The organism is Streptomyces sp. NPDC043726 (assembly GCF_056436565.1).
The window spans coordinates 123,001-145,463 of the sequence record NZ_JBWKCI010000013.1 but is presented as its reverse complement, the minus strand read 5'-3'; the positions used below and the strand labels follow the sequence as shown (position 1 = coordinate 145,463).

At 73.4% G+C, this 22,463-nt stretch carries 21 protein-coding genes and 2 pseudogenes; 11 read left to right on the top strand and 12 right to left on the bottom strand.

Going from position 1 to position 22,463, the window contains the following annotated elements; genetic code table 11:
• The first annotated feature begins 10 nt into the window (after positions 1 to 10).
• Positions 11 to 2,386 carry a SpoIIE family protein phosphatase gene (locus AC068Z_RS33105; RefSeq protein ID WP_478564061.1) on the top strand — a complete coding sequence of 792 codons (2,376 nt, stop codon included), beginning with the start codon at positions 11 to 13 and terminating at the stop codon, positions 2,384 to 2,386.
• A gap of 82 nt (positions 2,387 to 2,468) precedes the next feature.
• On the top strand, positions 2,469 to 3,113 hold the full coding sequence (locus tag AC068Z_RS33100; RefSeq protein ID WP_478564363.1) for a DUF4232 domain-containing protein: 645 nt from the start codon (positions 2,469 to 2,471) through the stop codon (positions 3,111 to 3,113).
• A gap of 2 nt (positions 3,114 to 3,115) precedes the next feature.
• On the opposite strand, the gene AC068Z_RS33095 is transcribed toward AC068Z_RS33100, so the two are convergent.
• From AC068Z_RS33095 to AC068Z_RS33085, 3 genes and pseudogenes are all read right to left on the bottom strand, one after another.
• Positions 3,116 to 4,882 carry a ricin-type beta-trefoil lectin domain protein gene (locus AC068Z_RS33095; RefSeq protein WP_478564058.1) on the bottom strand — a complete coding sequence of 589 codons (1,767 nt, stop codon included), beginning with the start codon at positions 4,880 to 4,882 and terminating at the stop codon, positions 3,116 to 3,118.
• A gap of 206 nt (positions 4,883 to 5,088) precedes the next feature.
• Positions 5,089 to 5,643: pseudogene (locus AC068Z_RS33090) on the bottom strand (helix-turn-helix domain-containing protein); the annotation flags it as partial.
• Between the two features lie 534 nt (positions 5,644 to 6,177).
• Positions 6,178 to 6,411, bottom strand: a pseudogene (locus tag AC068Z_RS33085) (helix-turn-helix domain-containing protein); the annotation flags it as partial.
• A 69-nt stretch (positions 6,412 to 6,480) separates the two neighbouring features.
• On the opposite strand from AC068Z_RS33085, the gene AC068Z_RS33080 reads away from it, so the two are divergent.
• Positions 6,481 to 7,275: a phytanoyl-CoA dioxygenase family protein gene (locus AC068Z_RS33080; protein WP_478564055.1), complete on the top strand. Its 795-nt coding sequence runs from the start codon at positions 6,481 to 6,483 to the stop codon at positions 7,273 to 7,275.
• Position 7,276: 1 nt separating this feature from the next.
• Here AC068Z_RS33080 and AC068Z_RS33075 read toward each other — a convergent pair whose 3' ends face one another.
• A complete protein-coding gene (locus AC068Z_RS33075; protein ID WP_478564052.1) occupies positions 7,277 to 8,245 on the bottom strand; it encodes an aldo/keto reductase in 969 nt (322 codons plus the stop codon).
• A 184-nt stretch (positions 8,246 to 8,429) separates the two neighbouring features.
• Between AC068Z_RS33075 and AC068Z_RS33070 the strand changes: the two genes are divergently transcribed.
• The gene (locus AC068Z_RS33070; protein ID WP_478564049.1) at positions 8,430 to 9,284 is read left to right on the top strand and encodes a hypothetical protein; all 855 of its coding nucleotides are present in this window, start codon (positions 8,430 to 8,432) and stop codon (positions 9,282 to 9,284) included.
• 344 nt (positions 9,285 to 9,628) lie between these two features.
• Here the strand turns inward: AC068Z_RS33070 and AC068Z_RS33065 are convergent, their stop codons facing one another.
• The 3 genes from AC068Z_RS33065 to AC068Z_RS33055 form a co-directional block, all read right to left on the bottom strand.
• Entirely contained in the window at positions 9,629 to 10,546 is a 918-nt protein-coding gene (locus AC068Z_RS33065; RefSeq protein ID WP_478564046.1) for a PfkB family carbohydrate kinase, read from the bottom strand.
• Positions 10,547 to 10,878: 332 nt separating this feature from the next.
• The gene (locus AC068Z_RS33060) at positions 10,879 to 11,415 is read right to left on the bottom strand and encodes a flavoprotein (RefSeq protein ID WP_478564043.1); all 537 of its coding nucleotides are present in this window, start codon (positions 11,413 to 11,415) and stop codon (positions 10,879 to 10,881) included.
• Between the two features lie 9 nt (positions 11,416 to 11,424).
• Complete coding sequence (locus tag AC068Z_RS33055) at positions 11,425 to 11,871, bottom strand: nuclear transport factor 2 family protein (RefSeq protein ID WP_478564040.1); 447 nt, start codon at positions 11,869 to 11,871, stop codon at positions 11,425 to 11,427.
• Positions 11,872 to 11,981: 110 nt separating this feature from the next.
• Between AC068Z_RS33055 and AC068Z_RS33050 the strand changes: the two genes are divergently transcribed.
• Positions 11,982 to 12,533, top strand: a complete 552-nt coding sequence (locus AC068Z_RS33050; RefSeq protein ID WP_478564037.1) for a TetR/AcrR family transcriptional regulator — start codon at positions 11,982 to 11,984, stop codon at positions 12,531 to 12,533.
• Positions 12,534 to 12,535: 2 nt separating this feature from the next.
• Here the strand turns inward: AC068Z_RS33050 and AC068Z_RS33045 are convergent, their stop codons facing one another.
• Entirely contained in the window at positions 12,536 to 13,213 is a 678-nt protein-coding gene (locus AC068Z_RS33045) for an FMN-dependent NADH-azoreductase (protein WP_478564034.1), read from the bottom strand.
• A 66-nt stretch (positions 13,214 to 13,279) separates the two neighbouring features.
• On the opposite strand from AC068Z_RS33045, the gene AC068Z_RS33040 reads away from it, so the two are divergent.
• A complete protein-coding gene (locus tag AC068Z_RS33040) occupies positions 13,280 to 14,206 on the top strand; it encodes a sigma-70 family RNA polymerase sigma factor (RefSeq protein ID WP_478564031.1) in 927 nt (308 codons plus the stop codon).
• A gap of 43 nt (positions 14,207 to 14,249) precedes the next feature.
• Positions 14,250 to 14,699, top strand: a complete 450-nt coding sequence (locus tag AC068Z_RS33035; RefSeq protein ID WP_478564028.1) for a nitroreductase family deazaflavin-dependent oxidoreductase — start codon at positions 14,250 to 14,252, stop codon at positions 14,697 to 14,699.
• 61 nt (positions 14,700 to 14,760) lie between these two features.
• On the opposite strand, the gene AC068Z_RS33030 is transcribed toward AC068Z_RS33035, so the two are convergent.
• A complete protein-coding gene (locus AC068Z_RS33030; RefSeq protein WP_478564025.1) occupies positions 14,761 to 15,729 on the bottom strand; it encodes a cation diffusion facilitator family transporter in 969 nt (322 codons plus the stop codon).
• Between the two features lie 91 nt (positions 15,730 to 15,820).
• Between AC068Z_RS33030 and AC068Z_RS33025 the strand changes: the two genes are divergently transcribed.
• On the top strand, positions 15,821 to 16,834 hold the full coding sequence (locus AC068Z_RS33025) for a glutathione S-transferase family protein (RefSeq protein ID WP_478564022.1): 1,014 nt from the start codon (positions 15,821 to 15,823) through the stop codon (positions 16,832 to 16,834).
• Positions 16,835 to 16,900: 66 nt separating this feature from the next.
• A complete protein-coding gene (locus AC068Z_RS33020) occupies positions 16,901 to 17,182 on the top strand; it encodes a DUF4235 domain-containing protein (protein ID WP_478564360.1) in 282 nt (93 codons plus the stop codon).
• Between the two features lie 70 nt (positions 17,183 to 17,252).
• Here AC068Z_RS33020 and AC068Z_RS33015 read toward each other — a convergent pair whose 3' ends face one another.
• From AC068Z_RS33015 to AC068Z_RS33005, 3 genes are all read right to left on the bottom strand, one after another.
• Positions 17,253 to 17,645 carry a VOC family protein gene (locus AC068Z_RS33015; RefSeq protein WP_478564019.1) on the bottom strand — a complete coding sequence of 131 codons (393 nt, stop codon included), beginning with the start codon at positions 17,643 to 17,645 and terminating at the stop codon, positions 17,253 to 17,255.
• Positions 17,646 to 17,739: 94 nt separating this feature from the next.
• Complete coding sequence (locus AC068Z_RS33010; protein WP_478564016.1) at positions 17,740 to 18,204, bottom strand: pyridoxamine 5'-phosphate oxidase family protein; 465 nt, start codon at positions 18,202 to 18,204, stop codon at positions 17,740 to 17,742.
• 58 nt (positions 18,205 to 18,262) lie between these two features.
• Positions 18,263 to 18,976 carry a TetR/AcrR family transcriptional regulator gene (locus AC068Z_RS33005; RefSeq protein ID WP_478564013.1) on the bottom strand — a complete coding sequence of 238 codons (714 nt, stop codon included), beginning with the start codon at positions 18,974 to 18,976 and terminating at the stop codon, positions 18,263 to 18,265.
• A 124-nt stretch (positions 18,977 to 19,100) separates the two neighbouring features.
• Between AC068Z_RS33005 and AC068Z_RS33000 the strand changes: the two genes are divergently transcribed.
• Complete coding sequence (locus AC068Z_RS33000) at positions 19,101 to 20,597, top strand: APC family permease (protein WP_478564010.1); 1,497 nt, start codon at positions 19,101 to 19,103, stop codon at positions 20,595 to 20,597.
• A 138-nt stretch (positions 20,598 to 20,735) separates the two neighbouring features.
• A complete protein-coding gene (locus AC068Z_RS32995) occupies positions 20,736 to 22,367 on the top strand; it encodes an amidohydrolase (protein ID WP_478564007.1) in 1,632 nt (543 codons plus the stop codon).
• The last annotated feature ends 96 nt before the right edge of the window (positions 22,368 to 22,463 follow it).

Below are 22,463 nucleotides of genomic sequence, written 5' to 3'. Positions count from 1 at the left end.
AGTGGCGACGATGAGCCCGCACGACCCGATCGACGACGCCGCGACGGCCCGGGCTGTCATCGACGAACGCGGCACGCTGGTGGAGTGGAACGCCGGTGCGCGGCGGCTGCTGGGCTGGCCGGCCGCCGACGTCGTGGGACGGCCCGCCGCCGAGCTGCTCGCCGACGGCTCGCTGCCGGTCCCGTCCGGCCCCCGCTGGGACGGCACGGTCCCCCTGTGCCACCAGGACGGCCACCGGGTGCGGGTGTGGCTGCTGGCCCATTACCGGCCCCCGCACGCGGACCGTCCGGCTCACTGGCTCGTGGTGACACCGCTGGAGGCCGGTGGCCCGTACGCCCCCGACGATCCCCTGGACACCGCCGCACTCATCCAGTCCCCGTGCGCGACGGCCGTCTACGACGAGCGGCTGCGGCTGCGCCGGCTCAACGACGCCATGGCGGACGTGATCGGGCTGCCCAAGGAGCGCATCCAGGGGCTGAGGATCTCCGAGATCGGCGGCAAGGCGCAGAGCGAGGAGCTCGAGGAGCAGATGGCCGGGGTGCTGGCCACCGGCCGGGCCCGGGACGTGCAGACGTTTATGCGCACCGGCGGCGAGGAGCGGGCGCACGCCTGGCTGGCCCGGATGGCGCCCGTCACGGACGCCGAGGGCCGGGTGCGGGGCGTGTGCCTGGCCGCCCACGACTTCACCGAGAACTACCTCTCCCGGGAGCGCCTGCAGCTGGTCAACGAGGCCAGCGTGCGCGTCGGCACCACCCTCGACGTCACCCGGACGGCACAGGAACTGGCCGATGTGTGCGTCCCCGCGCTCGCCGACTTCGTCAGCGTCGACCTGCTCGACCCGGACGAGGACGGCACGGGCCCGCCGACGCCCGTCACCGCGCCCATGGGGCTGCGCCGGGCCGCGCACCGCTCGGTGAACCCGGGGAGCCCGGAGGCGGTGGTCAAGCCCGGGCACCGGCAGCTGTACCCGGCGGAGTCCCCGCAGGCCGCCTCCCTGACGGCGGGCCGCACGGTCGTCGCCTCGGTGCCCTCCGGCGACCTGGACACCTGGCTGAGCCAGGACCGGGCCCGCGGCGAGCGGGTCAGGGAGTACGGCATCCACTCCACGATGTCCGTGCCGATCCGGGCCCGGGGGCAGACCCTCGGCGTCGCGGTGCTCACCCGGTTCCGGCGCCCCGACCCGTTCACCGCCGACGACGTCCTGCTGGCCGAGGAGATCACGGCCCGGGCCGCGATCTGCGTGGACAACGCCCGCCGCTACTCCCGCGAGCGCGAGACGGCCCTCGCCCTCCAGCGCAGCCTGCTGCCGCGCGGCCTGCCCCGCACACCCGCCGTCGAGGCGGCCTCCCGCTATCTGCCGGCGGCCCGCTCCGGCGTGGGCGGGGACTGGTTCGACGTCATCCCGCTGTCCGGGATGCGGGTCGCGCTGTGCGTCGGGGACGTCGTCGGGCACGGCATCCAGGCCTCGGCGACCATGGGCCGGCTGCGCACCGCCGTACGCACCCTCGCCGACATCGACCTGGCCCCCGACGAGCTGCTCACCCACCTCGACGACCTGGTGGTACGGCTCTCCGGGGAGACCGGCGGGGAGGACGGCACCGGCGAGGTCGGCGCCACCTGCCTGTACGCCGTGTACGACCCGGTGTCCCGGCGCTGCACGCTGGCCCGGGCCGGGCATCCGCCACCCGTGATGATGCCGCCGACCGGCCCTCCCCGGCGGATCGAGCTGCCCGCGGGGCCACCGCTGGGGCTCGGCGGGCTGCCGTTCGAGTCGGCCGAGGTCGCTGTGCCCGAGGGCAGTCTGCTGGCGTTCTTCACGGACGGACTGATCGAGAACCGCGACCGCGACGTCGACACCAGCCACGCGCTGCTGCTGGACGCCCTCGCGATCCCCTCCGACTCGCTGGACGAGACCTGCGACCGGATCCTGCACGCGTTGCTCCCGTCCGGCGGCGTCGCCGACGACGTGGCGCTGCTGCTGGCCCGTACCCGGGGACTGCCCGCCGACCGGGTCGCCACGTGGGACATCCCGGCCGACCCGTCCCTGGTCGGGCCGATCCGCAAGCAGGTCGTGGAGCAGCTCGCCGCCTGGGAGCTCAGCGGCGCGTCGTTCACGGCCGAGCTGGTCGTGAGCGAGCTGGTCACCAACGCCATCCGGTACGGCGCCCAGCCGATCCGGCTGCGGCTGATCCATGACGCGGCCACGCTGATCTGCGAGGTGTCCGACTCCAGCCACACCGCCCCGCACCTGCGCCGGGCCAAGACCTGGGACGAGGGCGGCCGAGGGCTGCTGCTGGTCGCCCAGCTCACCCAGCGCTGGGGCAGCCGGCACCACGAGAACGGCAAGACGATCTGGGCGGAACTGGGGATCCTGGACGAGGACTGAGCGGGCGTACGCTCGAAGTGGTTTCTCCCCGCGGCCCGGCGGACACCCGGAGACGTGACGAACCCTCAGGAGCGTGGAGACCATGGACACGTCCTCGTCCGTGCGCCGGGCCGCCCTGCTGGCGAGCGCGGTCGCGCTGCTCGGCGCGTGCGGCGGCGCCGACGGCACGAGCACCGCTCCGCAGCGCGGGCCCACGAGCGGTTCCCCGAGCCAACGAACCACCACCACGGAACCGGCGCCGTCCCCTTCCGCCGCCCTGGGCAGCGCACCGGCGTCCTCGCCCTCCGCCCCCGGGGCCGCGCAGAAGCCGCGCCGCTGCCACACCGGCCAGCTGCGTGCCGAGGTCGGCCGCGTGGATCCCGGGGCCGGTCAGCGGAACTTCCCGGTCGTCCTGACCAACGCCTCCGCGCGCACCTGCACCGTGTACGGCTATCCGGGCGCCGCCTTCGTGGACGCGTCCGGCGAGCAGCTCGGCCCGGACCCCGAGCGGGCCCCCGGCACGCCGGCCCGCGTGACGCTGGCGCCGGGTGACAGCGCCTGGGCGGGTCTGTCGTACTCGAGTCCGGAGATCAGCGGGGCGCGCACGGCCCGCCCGGCGGCGCTGCTGGTGACCCCGCCGGACGAGCGGAAGCCGATCGAGGTGCCCTGGACGGCCGGTGCGGTGCCCGTGTCCGGCAACGCCTCCACGGTGACCCTGACGGTGTTCGCGCCGGGCTCGGGGCCCTGACGTCAGCGGCGTCCGTCGCCGTAGCCGCCACCGCCGCCCCAGCCGTTGCCGTCGCCCCAGTCGCAGGCGTACGGGTTCGTGTGGCAGTCGTCGGAGGCCGAGGGGGTCGGCGTGGGCGTCGGGGTCGGGGTGGCCTTCGGGGTCTTCGACGGCGTGGGGGTGGGGGTCGGGGTCGGCCGGGGGGCCTGAGTGGTCGCGGGGGCGTCCCAGTTGACCGCCTCCAGCTGGAGCTCCGGCTTTGAGGTGTCGATCACCCAGCGCTGGGCGGCGTCGTCCTTGCGGGTCTTGAGGACCAGCGCGCCCGAGCCGTCGGTGGCGGCGGGTGTGAGGGCCAGCTCCTGGTCCCAGCGCGGGACCAGGGTGCCCTGGAGTGTGAAGTCGTAGCGGACCTTCCTGGTCCGCGTGCAGGGCGCGAGCCGCACCGAGTAGCCGAGGTGGGAGTCCAGGCACAGTTCCGGCTCGGCGGCGCTGCGCAGGCGGCCGTCGGTCTCGTACACCCACTGCTGGCCGGCCTGCGCCGAGCATTCCGCGAGTTCCGTCTCGGCGCCCTCGACGATCTTGCCGCCCACGACGCCGACGCACAGCCCGGAGGCGATGTTGTGCAGGCGTCCGGTCAGCGTGCCCTTCGCCGCCTCCTTCGCCCCGGCCCAGGAGGGGCCGGTGGTCGGAGTACGGCCTGCCGCCTCCGCGGAGCGGCCCGCGCCGTCCGGGGTGCCGCCGTCCTCCGAGCCCAGGGCGGACCACAGCAGCAGCGGTATGACGACCAGCGCGCCGACGGTCACGACGGCGACGGTGAGGTTGCGCCGCCGCACCGCACGCCGGGCCGCCTTGCGGGCCTTGCGGCTGCACGACGGCCGCGGCGCGTCGGCCGGCTGTCCCGCGCCGAAGTCCTCCCCGAGCACGGCCGCCGCCTCGACCGGCGCGCTCTCGTCCTCCGCGCGGTACGCGCGGGACTCCACGTACTCCCGCGCGCCCCAGCCGAGCACCGCCTCCGCGAGGGCGAGGCCGAGTCCGTGGTTGAAGCAGTCCAGTTGGCCTGCGGTGTCGCGGCAGTGCCGGCAGCCGTCCAGGTGCGCGCGCAGATCGGGGTCCACGTCGGCGCCGCCGCGCCGGTACGTGACGTCCAGCAGCCGCAGATACTGCCGGCACTCCTGGTCGGGCGCCAGCTCGCGGTGGACCTGGAGGCACTCCTCGCGCAACCGGTCGCGGGCCCGGCCGAGTTCGACGCGGGCGCCCTCCTCGTCCAGGCCCAGGAGTCCGGCGGGTGTCCCCAGCGGCTCGGCCTCGACCTCGGTGTGCCAGAGCAGACAGCGGGCCGACTGGGGCAGCCGCTGGAAGGCTCCGGACAGCAGTCGGCGGTCGGCCGGCGGCAGCAGCCGGGCCACGGCGCGCTCGCCGTCGGCGGAGTCGGCGAGCAACTCCGGGTGGAGCAGTTCGCGACGCTGGTCGGTGTCCCACTCCCCCGCCACCCGCCGTACGGTGACGAGGAGTTGGGGACGCCAGGCGGAGGTCGGGCCGGTCTGGCGCAGGGTCTGTCCGAAAAGCCGGGTGAACGCCGCCGTGGTGAGCATGCCCGCGGCGCGGGGCGTGCTGGTGCACAGCCGCGCGTAGGCGAAGCCCGCCGCCCAGTGCCGGTCCAGGAGCTCGCCCACCGGGTGGAGCGCGGGGGACGCTCCCGTCCACTTCTTGAGTTCGGCGCTCAGTTGAGCGTCGGTCAATTCGAGGGGGCGAGCGTTTCCTGGGGAATTCGACAGGCCTGCGTCGTGCACGGCGGCATTCCTCCGGAGGAACATGCGGCATTTAAAGGTCCATACCAAGGGGTATGCTCCGGGCGCGGCTCTTTCGGAGCATGCGACACAAGGGAGCGAGGCACACCTTTGCACAGGTCAGCAACAGGGAACAAGAGTTGCCGGGGTTTTGTGAGTCGGGTGCGACGCGCGGCAAATTGAACTTCTGTCAGCAAGGCATCCGGAAATCATCGCGCGTCAGTCCCCTCGTCCGTGCCGACGGCCATTGGACCGTTCATCCGGTAGGCGCCGGGCGGTGTCCCATAGCGTTCACGGAACACCCGGTTGAAGTGAAAAGGACTGGCGAATCCGGAGGCCGCCGCGACGCGTTCCACCGACAGATCGGTGCCTTCCAGCAGCCGCGCGGCATGGCGCAGCCGCGCCTCGCGCAGGGCACGCATGGGCGACTGGCCGAGCTGCCGGGTGAACAGATGGGCGAACCGGGAGGGCGACAGCGCCACCTGCCCGGCCAGCGAGCGGACGGTGTGCGGGGCACCCGGATCGGCGGCGATCAGCTCCTCGGCACGCCGGATCCGGGCGTCGACACCGGGCGGGGCCGGCTGCTCGCGCGCGGACGCGGCGGTGAGCAGGACGACCTCCTCCAGAGCGCACAGGGCGAGCTCACGGGCCGCCGACCCGTGCGCCACGGCGACCCGGTCCTCCTCGGCCCCCGGGCCGGGCGGCGCACCGCTTCCGGTCCACCGGGCATCGGCGCGCATCCGCCGGAACGCGGCCTCGACACGGGCGTACGGCACCGGGAGCCGGGCGCGCACAGCCTCGAACCGGTCATGGGCCGCCCCGCCCCCCGCGGGCGCGGACTCCCACCGGCCGTAAGCCGCCTCGACCCCGGCGGGCGCGGACTCCCACCGGCCGTAAGCCGCCTCGACCCCCGCGGGCGCGGACTCCCACCGGCCGTAAGCCGCCTCGACCCCCGCGGGCGCGGACTCCCACCGGCCGTAAGCCGCCTCGACCCCCGCGGGCGCGGACTCCCACCGGCCGTAGGCCGCCTCGACCCCCGCGGGCGCGGTCTCGCACCGGTCGTCGGCCGCTACAACCCCCATGGGCGCCGCCTCGGCCCCCGCGGGCTGCGCCGCACCCCGGCCGGACTGCGGAGCCTCGACCCGGCCCTCCGGTGGCCCTGGCCGCGGCGTGATCACGTACAGCCCGTCCCCGGCGGCGTACGGTCGCAGCCAGGCGTGCCACGTCGGGCGGACCGTGCAGTGCGCCCACCAGAACTCCCAGTGGCCGGCACCCGGTGCGACGCCGTAGCGGTGGGCGACGCCGGGGGCGAGCACGACGAGGTCGCCGGGGGACGCGAGGGTCTCGGTCGCGCCCTGGCGCAGGTGGCCCCGGCCCGCGGTGGTCCAGGTGAACAGCCAGCTGTCGGCGCCGCCCGGCCGGTGGACGCCGTACCCCGTCGGCTGGTCGAAGCGGCCGACGACCACCAGGCCGGGCGGCGGGGCCGGATCGCCGGCCCCGGCAGCGGTCCTGGGCAATCCGTCAGCACGCATGGGCATCCTCCTCGAACCGGCGTCCGCCTAGCGTGACGTACGGATGCCCCTGACCGAAGGAGTGGACGCATGACAGCCACGGACATCACCGCCGGACTCCGGCGGTTCCGCGCGGACGGGTTCATGGTCGCGCGCGGACTGTTCCGGTACGACGAGATCGACCGGTTGTGCGCGCGGTTCACGGCGTTGCACGCGGCGGGCCCGGTGCCGGGGCATTTCGAGCCGCGTCCGGCGGACGGTGATCCGCTCCGGGAGTATCCGCGGGTGATGCACCCGCACGAGATCGACGCGTTGTCGATGGAGGTGCTGCTCGACACCCGGCTGCGCGCGGTGCTCGAAGAGCTGCTGGGCGAGGAGGTGCTGGCGGCCCAGAGCATGTTCTATTTCAAACCGCCGGGAGCCCGGGGGCAGGCCCTGCACCAGGACAACTTCTATCTGCGGGTCGAACCGGGGACCTGTGTGGCGGCGTGGATCGCCTGCGACGAGATCGACCGGGAGAACGGCGGCCTCGAAGTCGTACCGGGAACGCACCGGATGGAGCTGTTCTGTCCCGAAGAGGCCGACGAGGGGGTGTCGTTCGCGCGGGAGTACGTTCCGCCGCCGCCGGGCCTCGAAGCCGTGCCGGTCGACATGGCGCCGGGGGACGTGCTGTTCTTCAACGGCAGTCTGGTGCACGGCTCGCGCCCGAACCGCAGCGCCGACCGGTTCCGGCGGTCGTTCATCGGCCACTACGTCGGGCGGTCGACCGAGCGGATCGGGGCGTACTACCGGACCCTGTCGATGCGGGGCGAGCGGATCGAGCTGCCGGAGAGCGCGGGTGCCGGTCCGTGCGGCACGGAGTTCGAGCCGCACGGACCGCACTAGGTCAGTGGCCCACGATGTCCCGGGCCGTGTACGACCGCTCCAGCTCCTCGATCTCCTTCTCGCTGAGGGTCAGCTCCACCGCCGCCACGGCGTCCTCGATGTGCTGCGACCTGGCGGCGCCGACGATGGGGGCCACCACCGGGTCACGGTGCAGCAGCCAGGCCAGGGCCACCTGGGCGCGGTTGACGCCCCGGTCGTTCGCGACGCGGGTGACGGCCTCGACGATCGTGCGGTCGCTCTCCCGGTAGAGGCGGCTGCCGAAGTCGTCGCTCGCGCTGCGTTCGGTGACGGTGCCCCAGTCGCGGGTGAGGCGGCCCCGGGCCAGCGGGCTCCAGGGCAGGACGCCGACACCCTGGTCCACGCACAGGGGCATCATCTCGCGCTCCTCCTCGCGGTAGAGGAGGTTGTAGTGGTTCTGCATGGAGACGAACTTGGTCCAGCCGTGCCGCTCCGCCGTGTACTGCATCTTGGAGAACTGCCAGGCGTACATCGAACTCGCGCCGAGGTAGCGCACCTTGCCGGCCTTCACCAGGTCGTGCAGCGCCTCCATGGTCTCCTCGACCGGGGTGTGCGGGTCGAAGCGGTGGATCTGGTAGAGGTCGACGTAGTCGGTGCCGAGGCGGCTGAGACTGTGGTCGATCTCGGTCATGATCACCTTGCGGGAGAGGCCGCCGCCGTTGGCGCCGGGCCGCATCCGGCCGTGCACCTTGGTGGCCAGCACGTAGTCGTCGCGCCGGGCGAAGTCGGCGAGCGCCCGGCCCACGATCTCCTCGCTGGTGCCGTCGGAGTAGACGTTGGCGGTGTCGAAGAAGTTGACGCCCGCTTCGAGCGCCTGACGGATCAACGGACGGGAGGCCTCCTCGTCGAGCGTCCACTCGTGCACGCCTCGGTCGGGCAGCCCGTAGGTCATGCAGCCCAGACAGATCCGCGACACGTCCAGGCCCGTCGAACCGAGCTTCACGTACTGCATCGTTGCTGCTCCTGCCTTCGGGGTCGGTACGAGGCGAGCGTACGGCGTCCGGGGTGGAGCGCATTGCTGCCCGCAGGGTGACCGTGCGGCGTGGGAGCGGCAGTTCGGCCGTGCCCTCGGCGCATCCTCGGTGCGGACGACCGGCGCCGGCCGGTCGCGAGCGTGCGGAAGGATCGCGGTGCGGATGCGTCTGATCAGGCTGAGGACTCTGCTCGGGGCGGCCGCGCTGCTGCCGCTCGGTGTCGTGGCGCCCGCGTGGGGCGCGCCGAACCCGTCGCCCGCGCCCGCCGCCGAGGGCCCCGCGACGCTCTGCGCGCCCGCCGGAACCCTGCACGGGCCGGGCGGGCAGCGGGCCTCGGTGTCGCTGTGCCTGGGCGGCGGTACGCCGATGATGGCGGTCTCGGCGCCCGCGACCTGCCGCCGGGCCGCGCTGCCCGCCCGTCCGGTGTGTCTGACGTCGGGTACGTGGACGGCCCGGCGCGCCGGTCAGGAGGTCGCCTCCGGCACGCTGCCCGGCTCGCGGGAGTACCCGGGACCGGGCACGTACGACGTCAAGGCGGACGTCCGGGTCCGCTCCGACCCCGCGGGCGTGGACCTGCGGGGCACGGTGCGGGCCACGCTCACGCTGAGCGCCCCCAAGTCCGCGCCGACGCACCGCGTCGAGGTCGACCGGAGCACCCTGCGGCGCGGTACGGCGACGACCCTGACGTACACGGTGCACCGCGACAGCGAACGCGGTGACGGCAGCGCGCGGTTCGGGCTGATCGGCGAGGAGGCGTCGGGGGTGGAGCTGGCCACGGACGACGCCCGGTGCGTCAATCCGCTGGTCGGCAGCCGCCCCGCGACGACCCGGAACCTGTACGCCCTCGACTGCGCCCTCAACGACCTCCAACCCGGCCGCCCCGCCACCGTGGTGGTCCGCGTCGCGCTGCGCGACACCTGCTCCACCGTCGTGTCGAAGCTGGGCTACTGGATGCCGGAGGGACAGGCGCTCTACACCGGCGGCATGCTGGCCGGGCCGACGGTGGATTGCCTCTAGGCCCTGCGACTCACCCCGCGCTCAGGCCCGCAGGGGCGCTCCCCGACGGCGCAGGGTGCGCGGATCGGCCCGACGGCCCGCTGCCGGTACGGCGCCATGGCCGCGACCGACCAGGCGGGGCCGCCCGGCACGCGGGCCCGGATGCGGTGCGCCTCGGTACGGTGCTCGCGGACGTCGTCCCTCGGCAGGGCGTGGGCGTCCCGCAGGCTGTGCCGCCAGGGGTGATCGGGGCCGTAGTCCGGCAGGCACGCCCCGTGTGGTCCGGGTCCTCGCTCAGCGGGGAGGCCAGGACGCAGCCCGTATCGCTGCCCCGCCGCTGACGACGACGCCGTAGCCGTGACCGGTCATACGAGGTCACCGTCCAACTCCGCTGCCCGGGCGAGGAGTTCCTCGCGGCCGATGGCGTCGGCGCGGGTGGACGGGACCGTGCAGGCGTAGGCACCGGCGACGGCGCCGTAGCGGGCGCACCGGTCGGGGTCCTCGCCGGCCAGCCAGCCGAACAGGAAGGCGGCGGCGAAGGCGTCGCCGGCGCCGTTGGAGTCGACGACCGGGGCGGGCGGCGCCGCGGCGGGCACGTGCGTGAGCGTGCCGTCGACCAGCATGTGGGCGCCCTCGGCGCCGGCCGTGGCGACGACGACACGGGCCCGGCCGCGCGCGGCGATGTCCCGCATGGTCGCCTCGTGGTCGGCGAGGGCGGTGGTGGACACGAAGACGAGGTCCGCCGCGAGGGCGAAGGGCTCGTGGTAGGGGTTGACGCCGTCCCAGTTGTGCAGGTCCGTCGAGACGGTGAGTCCGGCCTCCCGCAGCACGGGCAGGGCCTGGGAGCACGGGTGGGTGATGACGACGTGCGCGTGGCGGGCGTCGGCGGCCAGGGCGCGGAGGGTCTCCTCGGGGAACCGGTCGTCCGGACGGGAGCGCGTGTCGTCGTACAGGGACAGCCGCCGCCCGTCGGGGCCGACCAGGTTGACCGCGCGCTTGGTGCCCGCGGGCTGCGGTACGGCGGTCAGGGCGATGCCGTGCTCCTGGTGGAGGGCGCGGACCAGGTCGCCCTCCGGGTCGTCGCCGATCATGTCGAGGTGGTGGGTGCGCAGGCCCAGGGCGGTCAGACCGACCGCGACGAAGTCCCCGCTCTGTCCGGCGCGGGTCTTGATGCCGGGTCGGATCATGTAGCTGTCGGCGTACGGGAGGGGCAAGTCGGGGACGTGGACGATGGTGTCCACGCCCGCGCCGCCCAGGACGAGGACGTCGGTCTCGGTGCTCATGGGTCGCGTCGTTCCTCTCGGCTCGGAGAGGTGAGTCAAACAGCCCGGCACAGGGACTGCAATAACTTGCAGGAAATTTCGGCAAGTTGGTTTCAGCAGGTGGCGTCGGCCTCGTGCACGGCGGAGCCGCAGGCCGCGGTCGCCCACGGTGCCGGGGAGCCGGACGCCGAGCGGCTTGGCGCGGGTGCGGGGCAGGAAGGAGTGCGGGGCAAGGGATTCGGCGCGGGTCTGCCCGTTGCCCACTCGGCCTCAGCCTGGTCGGCGCCGAGGACTCCGACGCGCCGTGGTCCGGTGAGGGTTCCGGCCCGCCTCGGTACCCGTGGCCGGGATGTTCACGCGGCCGGAGCGAGCAGGTCGAGCGCCCTTTCCCAGCGGAAGTCCGGCCGCCTGCCGTCCTGTTGGGGCTCTCCTGTGTAGGGCTCGCCGAAGCGGACGCCCATGTCGCGCAGCCGTACCAGGCTGTCCCGATAGGCGGGGTGGACGGCGAGCGAGTCGGCCACGCAGGGCAGGGCGGCGACCGGGACGCCCAGGCCGTACGCCTCGCACAGGGTGGCCACGGCGAGGGTGTCGGCGAGGCCCGCCGCCCACTTGTTGACGGTGTTGAAGGTGGCGGGCGCGACGACGACCGCGTCGGGCGGCGGGAACGGGCGCGGGTCGGCGGGGGTGCGCCAGGCGGAGCGGATCGGGCGGCCGGTCAGCGCCTCGACGGCGGCCGTGTCGAAGAAGCCGTTCATCGCGACGGGCGTCGCGATGACCCCTACCTCCCAGCCCCGCTCCTGCGCGGCGGTGACGAGCTTGCCCACGCCGGCGGCGATTCCGGCGGCACAGACGACGACGTAGAGGAAGGGTTTCCCGGTCTGTTCGCTCATCCGTGCACCCTACTGAACCGGCAGCGGCTCCTCCCTTCGCGCCCCGGCGATGCGCCGCTCGTGCTCCTCGATGCGGACGTCGTTGATGCTGGCCTCGCGCCGGGTCATCAGTCCGTGCTCGTCGAATTCCCACAGCTCGTTGCCGTACGACCGCCACCACTGGCCGTCGGCGTCGAGGCACTCGTACTGGAAGCGGACCGCGATGCGGTCGCCGTCGAAGGCCCACAGGTCCTTGCGCAGCGCGTACTCCCGCTCGCGCGCCCACTTCGCGGTGAGGAACTCGACGATCTCGGCGCGGCCGGTGAGGAAGGTGTCGCGGTTGCGCCAGACGGAGTCCTCGGAGTAGGCGAGCGCCACCTTGCGCGGGTCGCGGGTGTTCCAGGCGTCCTCGGCCGCGCGCACCTTCCGCGCGGCGCTCTCGTGGGTGAAGGGCGGCAGGGGCGGGCGATCGGTCATGGGGGCCTCCTGGGCGGATTCGGGAGAACGTGCGTTCTCCGCTACGATCGGCACGGTAGGAGAACGCACGTTCTCGCGTCAAGCAGCCGTCGTGCGGGGAGTGGCCGGACATGGACAGCGCAACCGCCCGGGAGCGGGCACTGGACGCCGCCGAGGAGCTGTTCTACGGCCGGGGCATCCAGTCCGTCGGCATGGACGCCGTCCGTGGCGCCTCGGGGGTCTCGCTCAAGCGGCTGTACCAACTGTTCCCCGCCAAGGAGCAGTTGGTGGAGGCGTATCTGGAGCGTCGCGACGAACGCTGGCGCGAACGGCTCGCCGCCCATGTGGCGCGCACCGAGGACCCCGTGGAGCGGCTGCTCGCCGTCTTCGACTGGCTGGAGAGGTGGTTCGGCGAGGACGGCTTCCGCGGGTGCGCGTGGATCAACTCCTACGGCGAGCTGGGTACGACCTCCGACCGGGTGGCGGAGCAGGTCCGGGCGCACAAGCGGGCGTTCCGGGACTACCTCGCCGGTCTCGTCGCCGACGCGGGACTGCCGGAGGACCTGACCGGGCCGCTCTTCCTGCTCGCCGAGGGCGCCATGGTGACCGCGGGCATCACGGGGAGCAGGCGTCCGGCCGCCGAGGCCCGGGAGGCGGCCCGGCGGCTGGTGGAGTCCCGCTGAGGTCAGGCCGCCGCGAGGGAGGTCACCGTCGCGCGGGCGCGGGACAGGGAGTCCTCGGCCAGGGGAGCGAGATGGGCCAGGTGCGGCATCCGCGAGGCCATGGTCAGCTCGGCCGCGACCAGGTGGAGGTTCTCCGCGGCGACGCCGAGATTGCCGAAGTAGGCCCTCAGATACGGCGTCTGGAAGTCGTCGTGCTCGTGCGGCGTGCCCGGCCCGTAGCCGCCGCCGCGCGCCAGGACCGCCACCACTCGCAGGTCCCTCAGCAGGCTCTCCCCGGTGTCCGGGGCGGTGAACGCGCCGGGGAAGGTGACCCGGTCGATCCATGCCTTCAGCGCCGCGGGCACCGCGAAGTTGTACATCGGCACCCCGAGCAGCAGGGTGTCGGCAGCGCGCAGTTCCTCGATCAGGGGCAGGGTCAGGGCCCACTCCCTCTCCTCCGCGGGGCTCTCGATGAGTGCGGGCACCTTCTCCGGCGCGAGCAGGCCGGCCCGCTGGACGCGTCGGCCGAGGGTGGCCTGGGCCGCGGTCAGCGGAGGCACGGGGTCCGCGCAGAGGTCGCGGTGCCGGTGCCGGCCGGTGCCGTGCGCGGCACGCCAGGTGGTGGCGAACAGCGCGGTGAGCCGTCGGCTCACGGAGTCGGCGGCGGTGTCGGCGCTGGAGTCGATGTGCAGCAGGTTCATCACGGTCACCTCTGTGCGGCGGGATGCGTCACAGAGGTGACGGCATTCGGCGAGGAAAGGTGACCCATGGCCGGGAACGAGAGGCTGGCACGGCGGTTCGAGGCGGAGCGCGGGCGTCTGCGGGCCATCGCCGGCCGGCTGCTGGGCTCGCCCGACGAGGCGGACGACGCCGTGCAGGAGGCCTGGCTGCGGCTGGTGCGTACCGGCGACGACGGCATCGACAGTCTGTCGGCCTGGCTGACCACGGTCGTCTCCCGGATCTGCCTCGACATGCTCCGCGCGCCCGCCGCGCGGCGCGAGGAGCCGTTCGGGGAGCGGCCGCCGGAGCGGGAGGGCGACACGGGTGGCCCGGAGGACGCGGCGGTCCTCGGCGACTCGGTGGGCCTCGCCCTGCTGGTCGTCCTGGACCGGCTGGGCCCGGCCGAGCGGGTCGCGTTCGTGCTGCACGACCTCTTCGGGGTGCCCTTCGACCGGATCGCCCCGGTCGTGGGCCGCTCCCGGCCGGCGGCGAAGAAGCTGGCCAGCCGCGCCCGCCACAAGGTGCGGGGCACACCCGTGGTGCGGGGCGCCGAACTCGACCGGCACCGACGGGTCGTCGAGGCGTTCCTGGCCGCCGCCCGGGGCGGGGACATCGGCGCCCTGCTCGACGTCCTCGCCCCCGGCGTGGTGCGTCACGCGGACCCCGCCGCGCTGCCGCCCGGGATGGCGCCCGAACTGCGCGGCGCCCGAGCCGTGGCGGAGGGGACCGCGCTGCTGCGGGACCGCGCCCGGTGGGCGGCAACGGCCCTCGTCGACGGGCGGGTCGGCATCGTCGTCGCCCCGCGCGGCCGGCTGCTGCTCGCCCTGAAGGTGCGGGTCGAGGGGGAGCGGATCGCCGGGTACGAGGTGATCGCCGCCCCGGAGCGGCTGCGCGACATCGAGGTGGCCGTTCTCGACCCCGAGGGGCCGACTCGGACCACCAGGACGGATGAAACGCGCACGCATCTGTGTTGAATGGGGTTGCCAGTCGCACGAACACGACGATGGGACCGATGCCATGCCTCTCGAGGGCGAGTACGAACCCAGCCCGACCCAGTGGGTGCGCGAGCAGGTGGAGCTGTACGAGAGCTCCGGCGGCACCAAGGGGACGACCCTGCGGGACACCGGGATGCCGGTGATCCTGCTGACCACCCGGGGCGCCAGGAGCGGCAAGATCCGCAAGACGCCGCTGATGCGGGTCGAGCACGAGGGCCGGTACGCGGCGGTCGCCTCGCTGGGCGGGGCGCCCAAGCACCCGGTCTGGTACCACAACGTCAAGGCCGACCCCCTGGTGGAGCTCCAGGACGGCCCGGACAAGCGGGACATGACGGCCCGTGAGATCACCGGCGCGGAGAAGGCCGAGTGGTGGGAGCGTGCGGTCGCGGCCTATCCGCCGTACGCCGACTACCAGAAGAAGACCGACCGCGAGATCCCCGTCTTCGTCCTGGAGCCGGTCGACGGCGACTGACCCGCCGGGAGAAATCTTGCGCCGGGGACGCATGAACCCGCGTCCGCCGGGCACCCGCGTGTCAGGCCCCGCCGCGTTCCCCCGTCGCGGCGGGGCTTTCCCGTGCCTCCTGGGCGGCACGGTCGGTGATGTCCAGGAAGATCTGCTCCGCCTCCGGTACGGCGTCGGCGACGGCCCGCTTGATCCGTACGGCGACCTCCTCGACCTCTTCGCTGTCCAGGCCCGGCATCAGATCGACCCGGGCGGCCACCAGGGCCGTCTCCAGGCCCGTCTTCATGGTGAACAGCGCCTCCACGCTGTCGATCTCCGGTTGTTCCCGGAGCAGGGCCCGGATCCGGTCCGTGGCCTCGGGGTCGGCGGCCTCGCCGATCAACTGGGCCCGGGCGTCGCGGCCGAGCCGGTAGGCGACGTACACGAGCAGCCCCCCGATCGCGAGGGAGGCGGCGGCCTCGTAGACGACCTGCCCGGTGACCATGTGCAGGGCCATGCCCGTCAGGGCGAGGGTCACGCCCAGTACCGCGGTGCCGTCCTCGGCGACGACCGTGCGCAGCGCCGGGTCGCGCAGGCCGCCCGCGGCGAGGCCGCCCTGCCGGTTCGCCTGGTACAGGGCCCGCGCCAGCGAGGCCCCCTCGGCGAGGAGGGCGACGGCGAGCACGATCATTCCGGCGACATAGCCCTCCAGCTTCTCCTCGCCGCCGTTCCGTAAGGCCTCGACGCCCTGGAGGAAGGAGAAGCAGCCACCCATGACGAAGATCCCCACGGCGGCCAGCAGCGACCAGAAGAAGCGTTCCTTGCCGTAGCCGAAGGGGTGCCGCCGGTCGGGGGGACGGCGGCTGCGGCGCAGCGCGGCGAGCAGGAAGACCTCGTTCACGCTGTCGGCCACCGAGTGGGCCGCCTCCGACAGCAGGGCCGGGGACTGGGCGAGCAGTCCGCCGACCGCCTTGGCCACCGCGATGACCAGGTTCGCCGCAAGCGCCACCAGCACGGTGACCCGCGTCCCGCGGTCCGCGGTCCTCTCCTTGTCGCTCATCCCCGCCGAATGCCCCACAAGGAGCCGATCACACCGTGCCGACCGCCGAAAACGGGGGACCCGGGGAGTGTCCGAGAGGGAGGAGCACGACATGCCCGACGACGGCAACGCGGCATACGGCCACAAGTCGTTCACCCGGTCCAAGAGCCATTTCGCGGACCGGATCACCGCCGACGGCCGGGACGGCTGGCCGGTGGAGGCGGGCCGCTACCGGCTGGTCGCCAGCCGTGCCTGTCCCTGGGCGAGCCGGGCGGTGATCTCCCGGCGGCTGCTCGGCCTGGAGGACGCGCTGTCGCTGGCCGTCGCCGACCCGATCCAGGACGACCGCAGCTGGCGCTTCACGCTCGACCCGGAGGGCCGCGACCCGGTGCTCGGCATCCGCTTCCTCGCCGAGGCCTACGACGCGCGCGAGCCGGACGCGCCCGGCGGGGTGAGCGTGCCCGCGATCGTGGACGTGCCGAGCGGAAAGCTGGTCACCAACGACTACCAGCGCATCACCCTGGACCTCGCCACCGAGTGGGCGGCCCTGCACCGGGAGGGGGCTCCCGATCTGTATCCCGCAGGGTCGCGGGAGGAGATCGACCAGGTGATGGCGGAGGTGTACGAGGACGTCAACAACGGCGTGTACCGGGCCGGGTTCGCGGTGGACCAGGAGGAGTACGAGGCGGCCTGCGCGGGCGTGTTCCGGCGGCTTGAGCTGCTCTCGCGGCGCCTCGAGAAGCGGCGCTATCTGGTCGGGGACGCCATCACGGAGGCGGACATCCGGCTGTTCACGACGCTGGTGCGGTTCGACGCCGTCTACCACGGTCACTTCAAGTGCAACCGGTGGAAGCTGGCGGAGGACCCGGTGCTGTGGGCGTACGCCCGGGACCTGTACCAGACGCCCGGCTTCGGGGACACCGTCGACTTCGATCACATCAAACGGCACTACTACCAGGTGCACACCGGTATCAACCCGACCGGTGTCGTGCCCCTCGGACCGGACCTGTCCGGCTGGCGGAGCCCGCACGGGCGCGAGAGGCTGGGCGGTCGGCCCTTCGGCACGGGAACACCGCCCGGGCCTGTACCCGCGGCCGAGCGGGTAGCGGACCGAGGACGACCCTGAATCAAGGAGGCAGACGTGGCCAAGCAGAAGCAGCAGAAGCTCAAACTCCCCCTGGCCTACAAGCCCATGGGGTTCGCGATGGGCTGGGCGGGCGGCGCCCTGGCGGGACTCGTCTTCAAGACGACCTGGAAGGCGATCCGCCACGAGGACGACGCCCCCGATGCCCTGGACCGGGAGCGCGGCTGGGGCGAGGTCCTCCTGGCGGCCGCGATCCAGGGCGCCATCTTCGCGGTGGTCCGCAGCGCCCTGAACCGCACCGGCGCCAAGGCCGTCGAACGGTCCACGGGCGTGTGGCCCTCCGGCGACGAGATCAAGAAGGCCAAGGCCAAGGCCGAGGTGAACGCCTGAGCCCTGGGCCCTGTCGTCACCTTCCCGTCGTCCGCCCGGAGGGCGGGCCGCGCGCGTCTGACGACAGGGCCTAGCCCTGTTTCGGCGACGTGGGTGTCACCTTGCGCAGGGTGAAGGAGTGGCCGGCCGGGTCGGCGTAGCCGCGTTCCTCGAAGGGACCCGAGGCGTCCTTGGTGTCCAGCGGGCGCCCGCCCAGGCCGACCACCCTGCGCTCGGCCTCGTCCAGGTCCTCCACCACGAAGTCGAGGTGGGCCTGGAGTGAGTTCTCCGGGCGCGGCCAGCTCGGCGGGGTGGCGTTCACATCGCGGCGGAAGGCCAGCCGGGTGCCGTCCGCGCCCCGGATCTCCACCCGGTTGGCGTTCGCCTCCGTCTGCTCACCCTCCAGCAGTTCCGTGTAGAAAACGGCGAGCTTCTCGGGCTCGGCACAGTCGAGCACCAAGACCCCCGCTTTCACCAGTGCCATGTCTCCTCCGTACGGTCCACGGGCGCGGGGCCGAACTGCCCCGCGCCCTTTACCGTCCGGATATCCCGGCCCGCCGAAATCAGTCCGCGACCCGTCAGTCCGCGACCAGCCACGCCCCGTCGCGCATCAGCTCGCGCCCGGCGAGCTCGTTCGCCTCGCGCCACGCCTGGACGCGCTGCGGACGCACCCGGAAGTACAGGTAGGCGGTGGTGAGTTCGCGCGGGTCGAAACCGGTCGTGGCGGCGAACCGGTCCCCCTCGCCCTCACGCAGCCCGTCCGGCGTGAGCGCCTCGACACCGCCCTCGATCATCACCACGTCCCGGGTCGGCCCGAGCCCCAGCCGCACCACTCCGGTCGCCTTCAGGTTCCGGCCCGTGGGGCTCGCGGCCGGGGTGGCGAGGAGCAGCGTCTCGCCGTCCCACAGGAAGGACAGCGGCACCAGATAGGGCGCTCCCCCGTCGGGTGCGGCGGTGGCGACCCACACGTCCTCGTCGTGCTCCAGGCGGTGCAGGGTGTCGAGCTTGCGCTGCTTCGCGGGACGTGCGGGCGGCGGGGTCATCGCGGGCTGCCTCCAGGACGAGCGGGTGTTCGGTGCGGCCCAGTCTCGCAGCGGATGATCACATACGTCCCCGGATTTCCGCCAGTTCCGCCGCCGCCGCGCTCAGCAGCAGCTCCAGCGCCGCCGGGTAGGAACTGCGCCGCATGTCGGCGACGAGATGAGGAGCGGTCGCGGCGATGTGCGGGTGGGTGTCCGCGGGCAGCCGCGCGTACGTCGCCTGCCATACGGCGTACTCGGCGTCCTGGGCCGCCCGGGGCAGGGCCCTGCTGGCGGAGTCCAGGGCGCCGAAGGCGAGGGCCTGGTCGACGAAGGCGTGGTAGACGCGCACCGCGTCGGCGTCGGGGAAGCCGGCCTGCCGCAGCACGCCGAGGCCGGTCTCCACGGCCTCGATCTCGTGCGCCCGTCCGGTCACCCGGTAGGCGCTGAGCACGGCGGCCCGGGGATGGGCGAGCGCTCCCGCGTGCATGCGCAGGCCCAGCTCGCGCAGGTCGGCCCGCCAGTCGCCGGTGCGCCGCCAGGTCCGCAGCGTCCGTCCGATCAGTTCGTCGGCGATGGCGAGCATCAGGTCGTCGGTGTGCCGGAAGTAGCGGTACAGGGAGCTGGGGTCGGCGCCGAGGGCGCGGCCGAGGCGGCGTACGGACAGGGCCTCGGCGCCGTGCTCCTCGATCAGCCGCAGCGCGGTGGCCACGATCAGCTCCTCGGACAGCACGACGCCCTGTTTGGTGGGGCGCCTGCGCCGCCGGTCGGCGGCGGGGACGACACGGTCGGTCATGCTGCCTCCCTCGGTCCGGGTGGCCGCACCTTATGACAACACCGTTGACCTGTGAAGTGCGCGGCCAGTTTCATGTGCGGTCACCGGGGCCGAACGCGGCCCCCTGGTGCGAGCGGAGCCCGCCATGACCGACACACCCCCAGCCCTGGACCCACCCGCGCTGCGCAAATCCCTCGGCGTCCTCGACGGCGTCGCCATCGCCGCCTCCAGCACGGCGGCCACCACCAGCATCGGCATCGGCCTCGGGGTCACCGCCGGAGTCGTCGGCCTGCACCTGCCGGCGATCATGCTGCTGGCCTTCCTGCCCGTGCTGGGCATCGCGGGCGCCTACGCGCGGCTCAACCGGGTGGAGCCGAACGCGGGCAACGGCTATGTGTGGGTGGGCCGTTCGCTGAATCCGTGGCTCGGCTTCATGGTCGGCTGGGTGACCCTCGTGGCGACAGTGGCCTTCCTCGCCTACACCACGGCGGTCACCGGCTCGGCGATCATCCAGCTCGCCGAGGACGCGGGCGTGCACCGGCTCGGCGGCCTGGACCTGGATCCGGGGTCGACCGCGCAGACCACCGCGGTGGGCATCGGCGTCCTGGCGGCGGTCACCGTCACGGCCGTCACCGGCGTCCGCAAGGCGGCCCGCCTCCAGGGCTGGCTGCTGGTCTTCGAGTACGCCGTCCTGCTCGGCTTCTGCGGCTACGGCATCGTCACCGGGCCGCACGACTTCAGCCTGAGCTGGTTCGACCCGTTCGCCATACCGTCACCGACGGCGCTCGCCCAGGGACTGCTGCTGTCGGTGTTCTGCTACTGGGGCTTCGAGGCGGCGTTCACCGTCAACGAGGAGGTGCGCGACCCCCGGGAGGCCTCGAAGGCCGGCTTCACCACCCTGTTCACCATGCTGGCGCTGTTCCTGCTCGGCTCTGTCGCCTTCCAGCGCGTCCTGTCCGAGGAGGAGTTGGCCGGTCACGGCGCCGAGGGCCTGGCCTTCTTCGGGGAGCGGCTCGCCGACCAGCCGCTGGCGGCGCTGCCCTTGGTGGCGCTGATGTTCTCGGCGGTCGCCTCGCTCCAGGCGGGGGTGATCCCGGCGGCCCGGGGCATGTTCGCCATGAGCCGGGACCGTACGCTCGGACCGGTGTGGTCCAAGGTCAGCCCCCGGTACGGGACTCCGGCCGCCGGGACGCTGCTGATCGGCGCGCTCGCGGCGGCGGTCGCGACGCTCGCCCTGGTCATCCCGCGGCTCGCGGACATGATCATGGCGACGGTGAGCGCCGTGGGCATCGTGGTCGCCCTGTCCTACGCGCTCACCGCGCTCGCCGCCGCCGTCCGCTTCCGCTCCCTTCTGCGCGAGGACTGGCGGCAGGGGATCCGCGCGGTGGTGCTGCCCACGCTGAGCGCACTGACCCTGCTCGGGCTCGGCGGCTACCTGGGCTGGTCCTTCGCCACCTCCGCCGACCACTTCCAAGTCAGCGCGAACAACGGCTGGTTCCTGCTGGCCACTCCCCTGGCGATGATCGCCTCCGGCTTCCTGGCCGCCGCCTGGGCCCGCTTCGTGCGCAAGTCGCCGTACTTCCGCACGGGCCGGGGCACCGACGCCGAAGCGCTGCCCGCTGCGCTGGGCGTGCCGCGATAGGCCGTCGGTCGGATGCGGCGCCATCGTGGCTGGTCGCACCCGCGCGGCGGAGCCGCAGTTCGATACAGCCCCGCGCCCTCGAAGGGGCGCCACCGAACCGTAGTTGACTTGCCTCCGACCTTCCGAGGAAAGCGAAACATGCACGCAGATCTCATCTTCACGGGCGGCCCCGTCCTCACCCCCGAGGGCCGGACCGCCACCGCGGTGGCCGTCACCGGCGATCGCATCACGGCCGTAGGACGGGACGAGGTACGGGAACTCGCCGGGCCGCGCACCGAAATCGTCGACCTCGCCGGGCGGCTGCTGCTGCCCGGGTTCCAGGACGCGCACGTCCATCCCGTTCCCGCGGGTCTCGAGCTCACGCAGTGCGATCTGACCGGGGCGAGAACGGCCGCCGAGTCGGTCGCCGCCGTACGGGCCTACGCCGAGGCGCACCCGGAGCGGGAGTGGATCACCGGGGGCGGCTGGTCGATGGAGGCGTTCGAGGGCGGTACGCCGACCAGGGAACTCCTCGACGCGGTGGTGCCCGACCGGCCGGTGTACCTGCCGAACCGCGACCATCACGGCGCCTGGGTCAACAGCCGGGCCCTGGAACTCGCCGGGGTCACCCGCGACACGCCCGACCCGGCGGACGGGCGGATCGAACGGGACGCGTCCGGCGCGCCGAGCGGCACGCTCCAGGAGGGCGCGATGCAGCTCGTGGGGCGGCTCACTCCCCCGGCCACGGCCGAGGACCGGCTCGCCGCACTGCTGCACGCCCAGCGCCATCTGCACGCGCTCGGCATCACGGCCTGGCAGGACGCGCTCGTCGGGGACTTCCTCGGGATGGACGACCCGGCCGAGGCGTATCTGGCGGCGGCCCGCGACGGCTCGCTGACCGCGCGGGTCGTCGGCGCCCTGTGGTGGGACCGCGGCCGGGGCGCCGAGCAGATCCCCGAACTCGTCGAGCGTCGGCAGGCGTTGAGCCACGGCCGGTTCCGCGCCGGGACCGTGAAGCTGATGCTGGACGGGGTCGCGGAGAACGGCACGGCCGCGCTGCTGGAGCCGTATCTGGACAAGTGCGGCTGCGCCACGGCCAACCGTGGCACGAGCTTCGTCGACCCGGGCCAACTGCCCAAGTACGTGACCGAGTTGGACGCGCTCGGCTTCCAGTGCCACTTCCACGCGCTGGGCGACCGGGCCGTACGCGACGCGCTGGACGCGATCGAGGCGGCGCGGTCCGCCAACGGGCCGAGCGACACGCGGCCCCACCTGGCACATCTCCAGGTCGTGCACCCCACCGACGTGCCGCGGTTCGCGGCGCTCGGCGCCACGGCGAACATCCAGCCGCTGTGGGCGGCGCACGAGCCGCAGATGGACGAGCTGACGATCCCGTTCCTCGGGCCCGAACGGGCCGGGTGGCAGTACCCGTTCGGCGCGCTGCTGCGCTCCGGGGCCCGGCTCGCCGCGGGCAGCGACTGGCCGGTCAGCAGCCCCGATCCGCTCCAGGGCGTCCATGTGGCGGTGAACCGGGTAGAGCCCGGGGGCTCGGGGCCGGTGTTCCTGCCGGACGAACGGCTGGGGCTCGCCGAGGCGCTGACCGCGTACACGGCCGGATCGGCGTATGTGAACCATCTCGACGACACCGGTCAGGTGCGCCCGGGGGCGCTGGCGGATCTCGTGGTCCTGGACCGCGACCCGTTCGCCGGGCCGCCGGAGGAGATCGCCGACACGCGAGTGGTGCAGACCTTTGTCGGGGGCGCGCGAGTATACGCAGCTCAACAGGGTTGAGCAGTAACGGAGATCACGGCATGGTCACGGTGTAGATCGTTTTCGGACTGGGAAGTCTCGTTCCGCTTCTCGATTCAACTTGCGTATCGGGCAAGC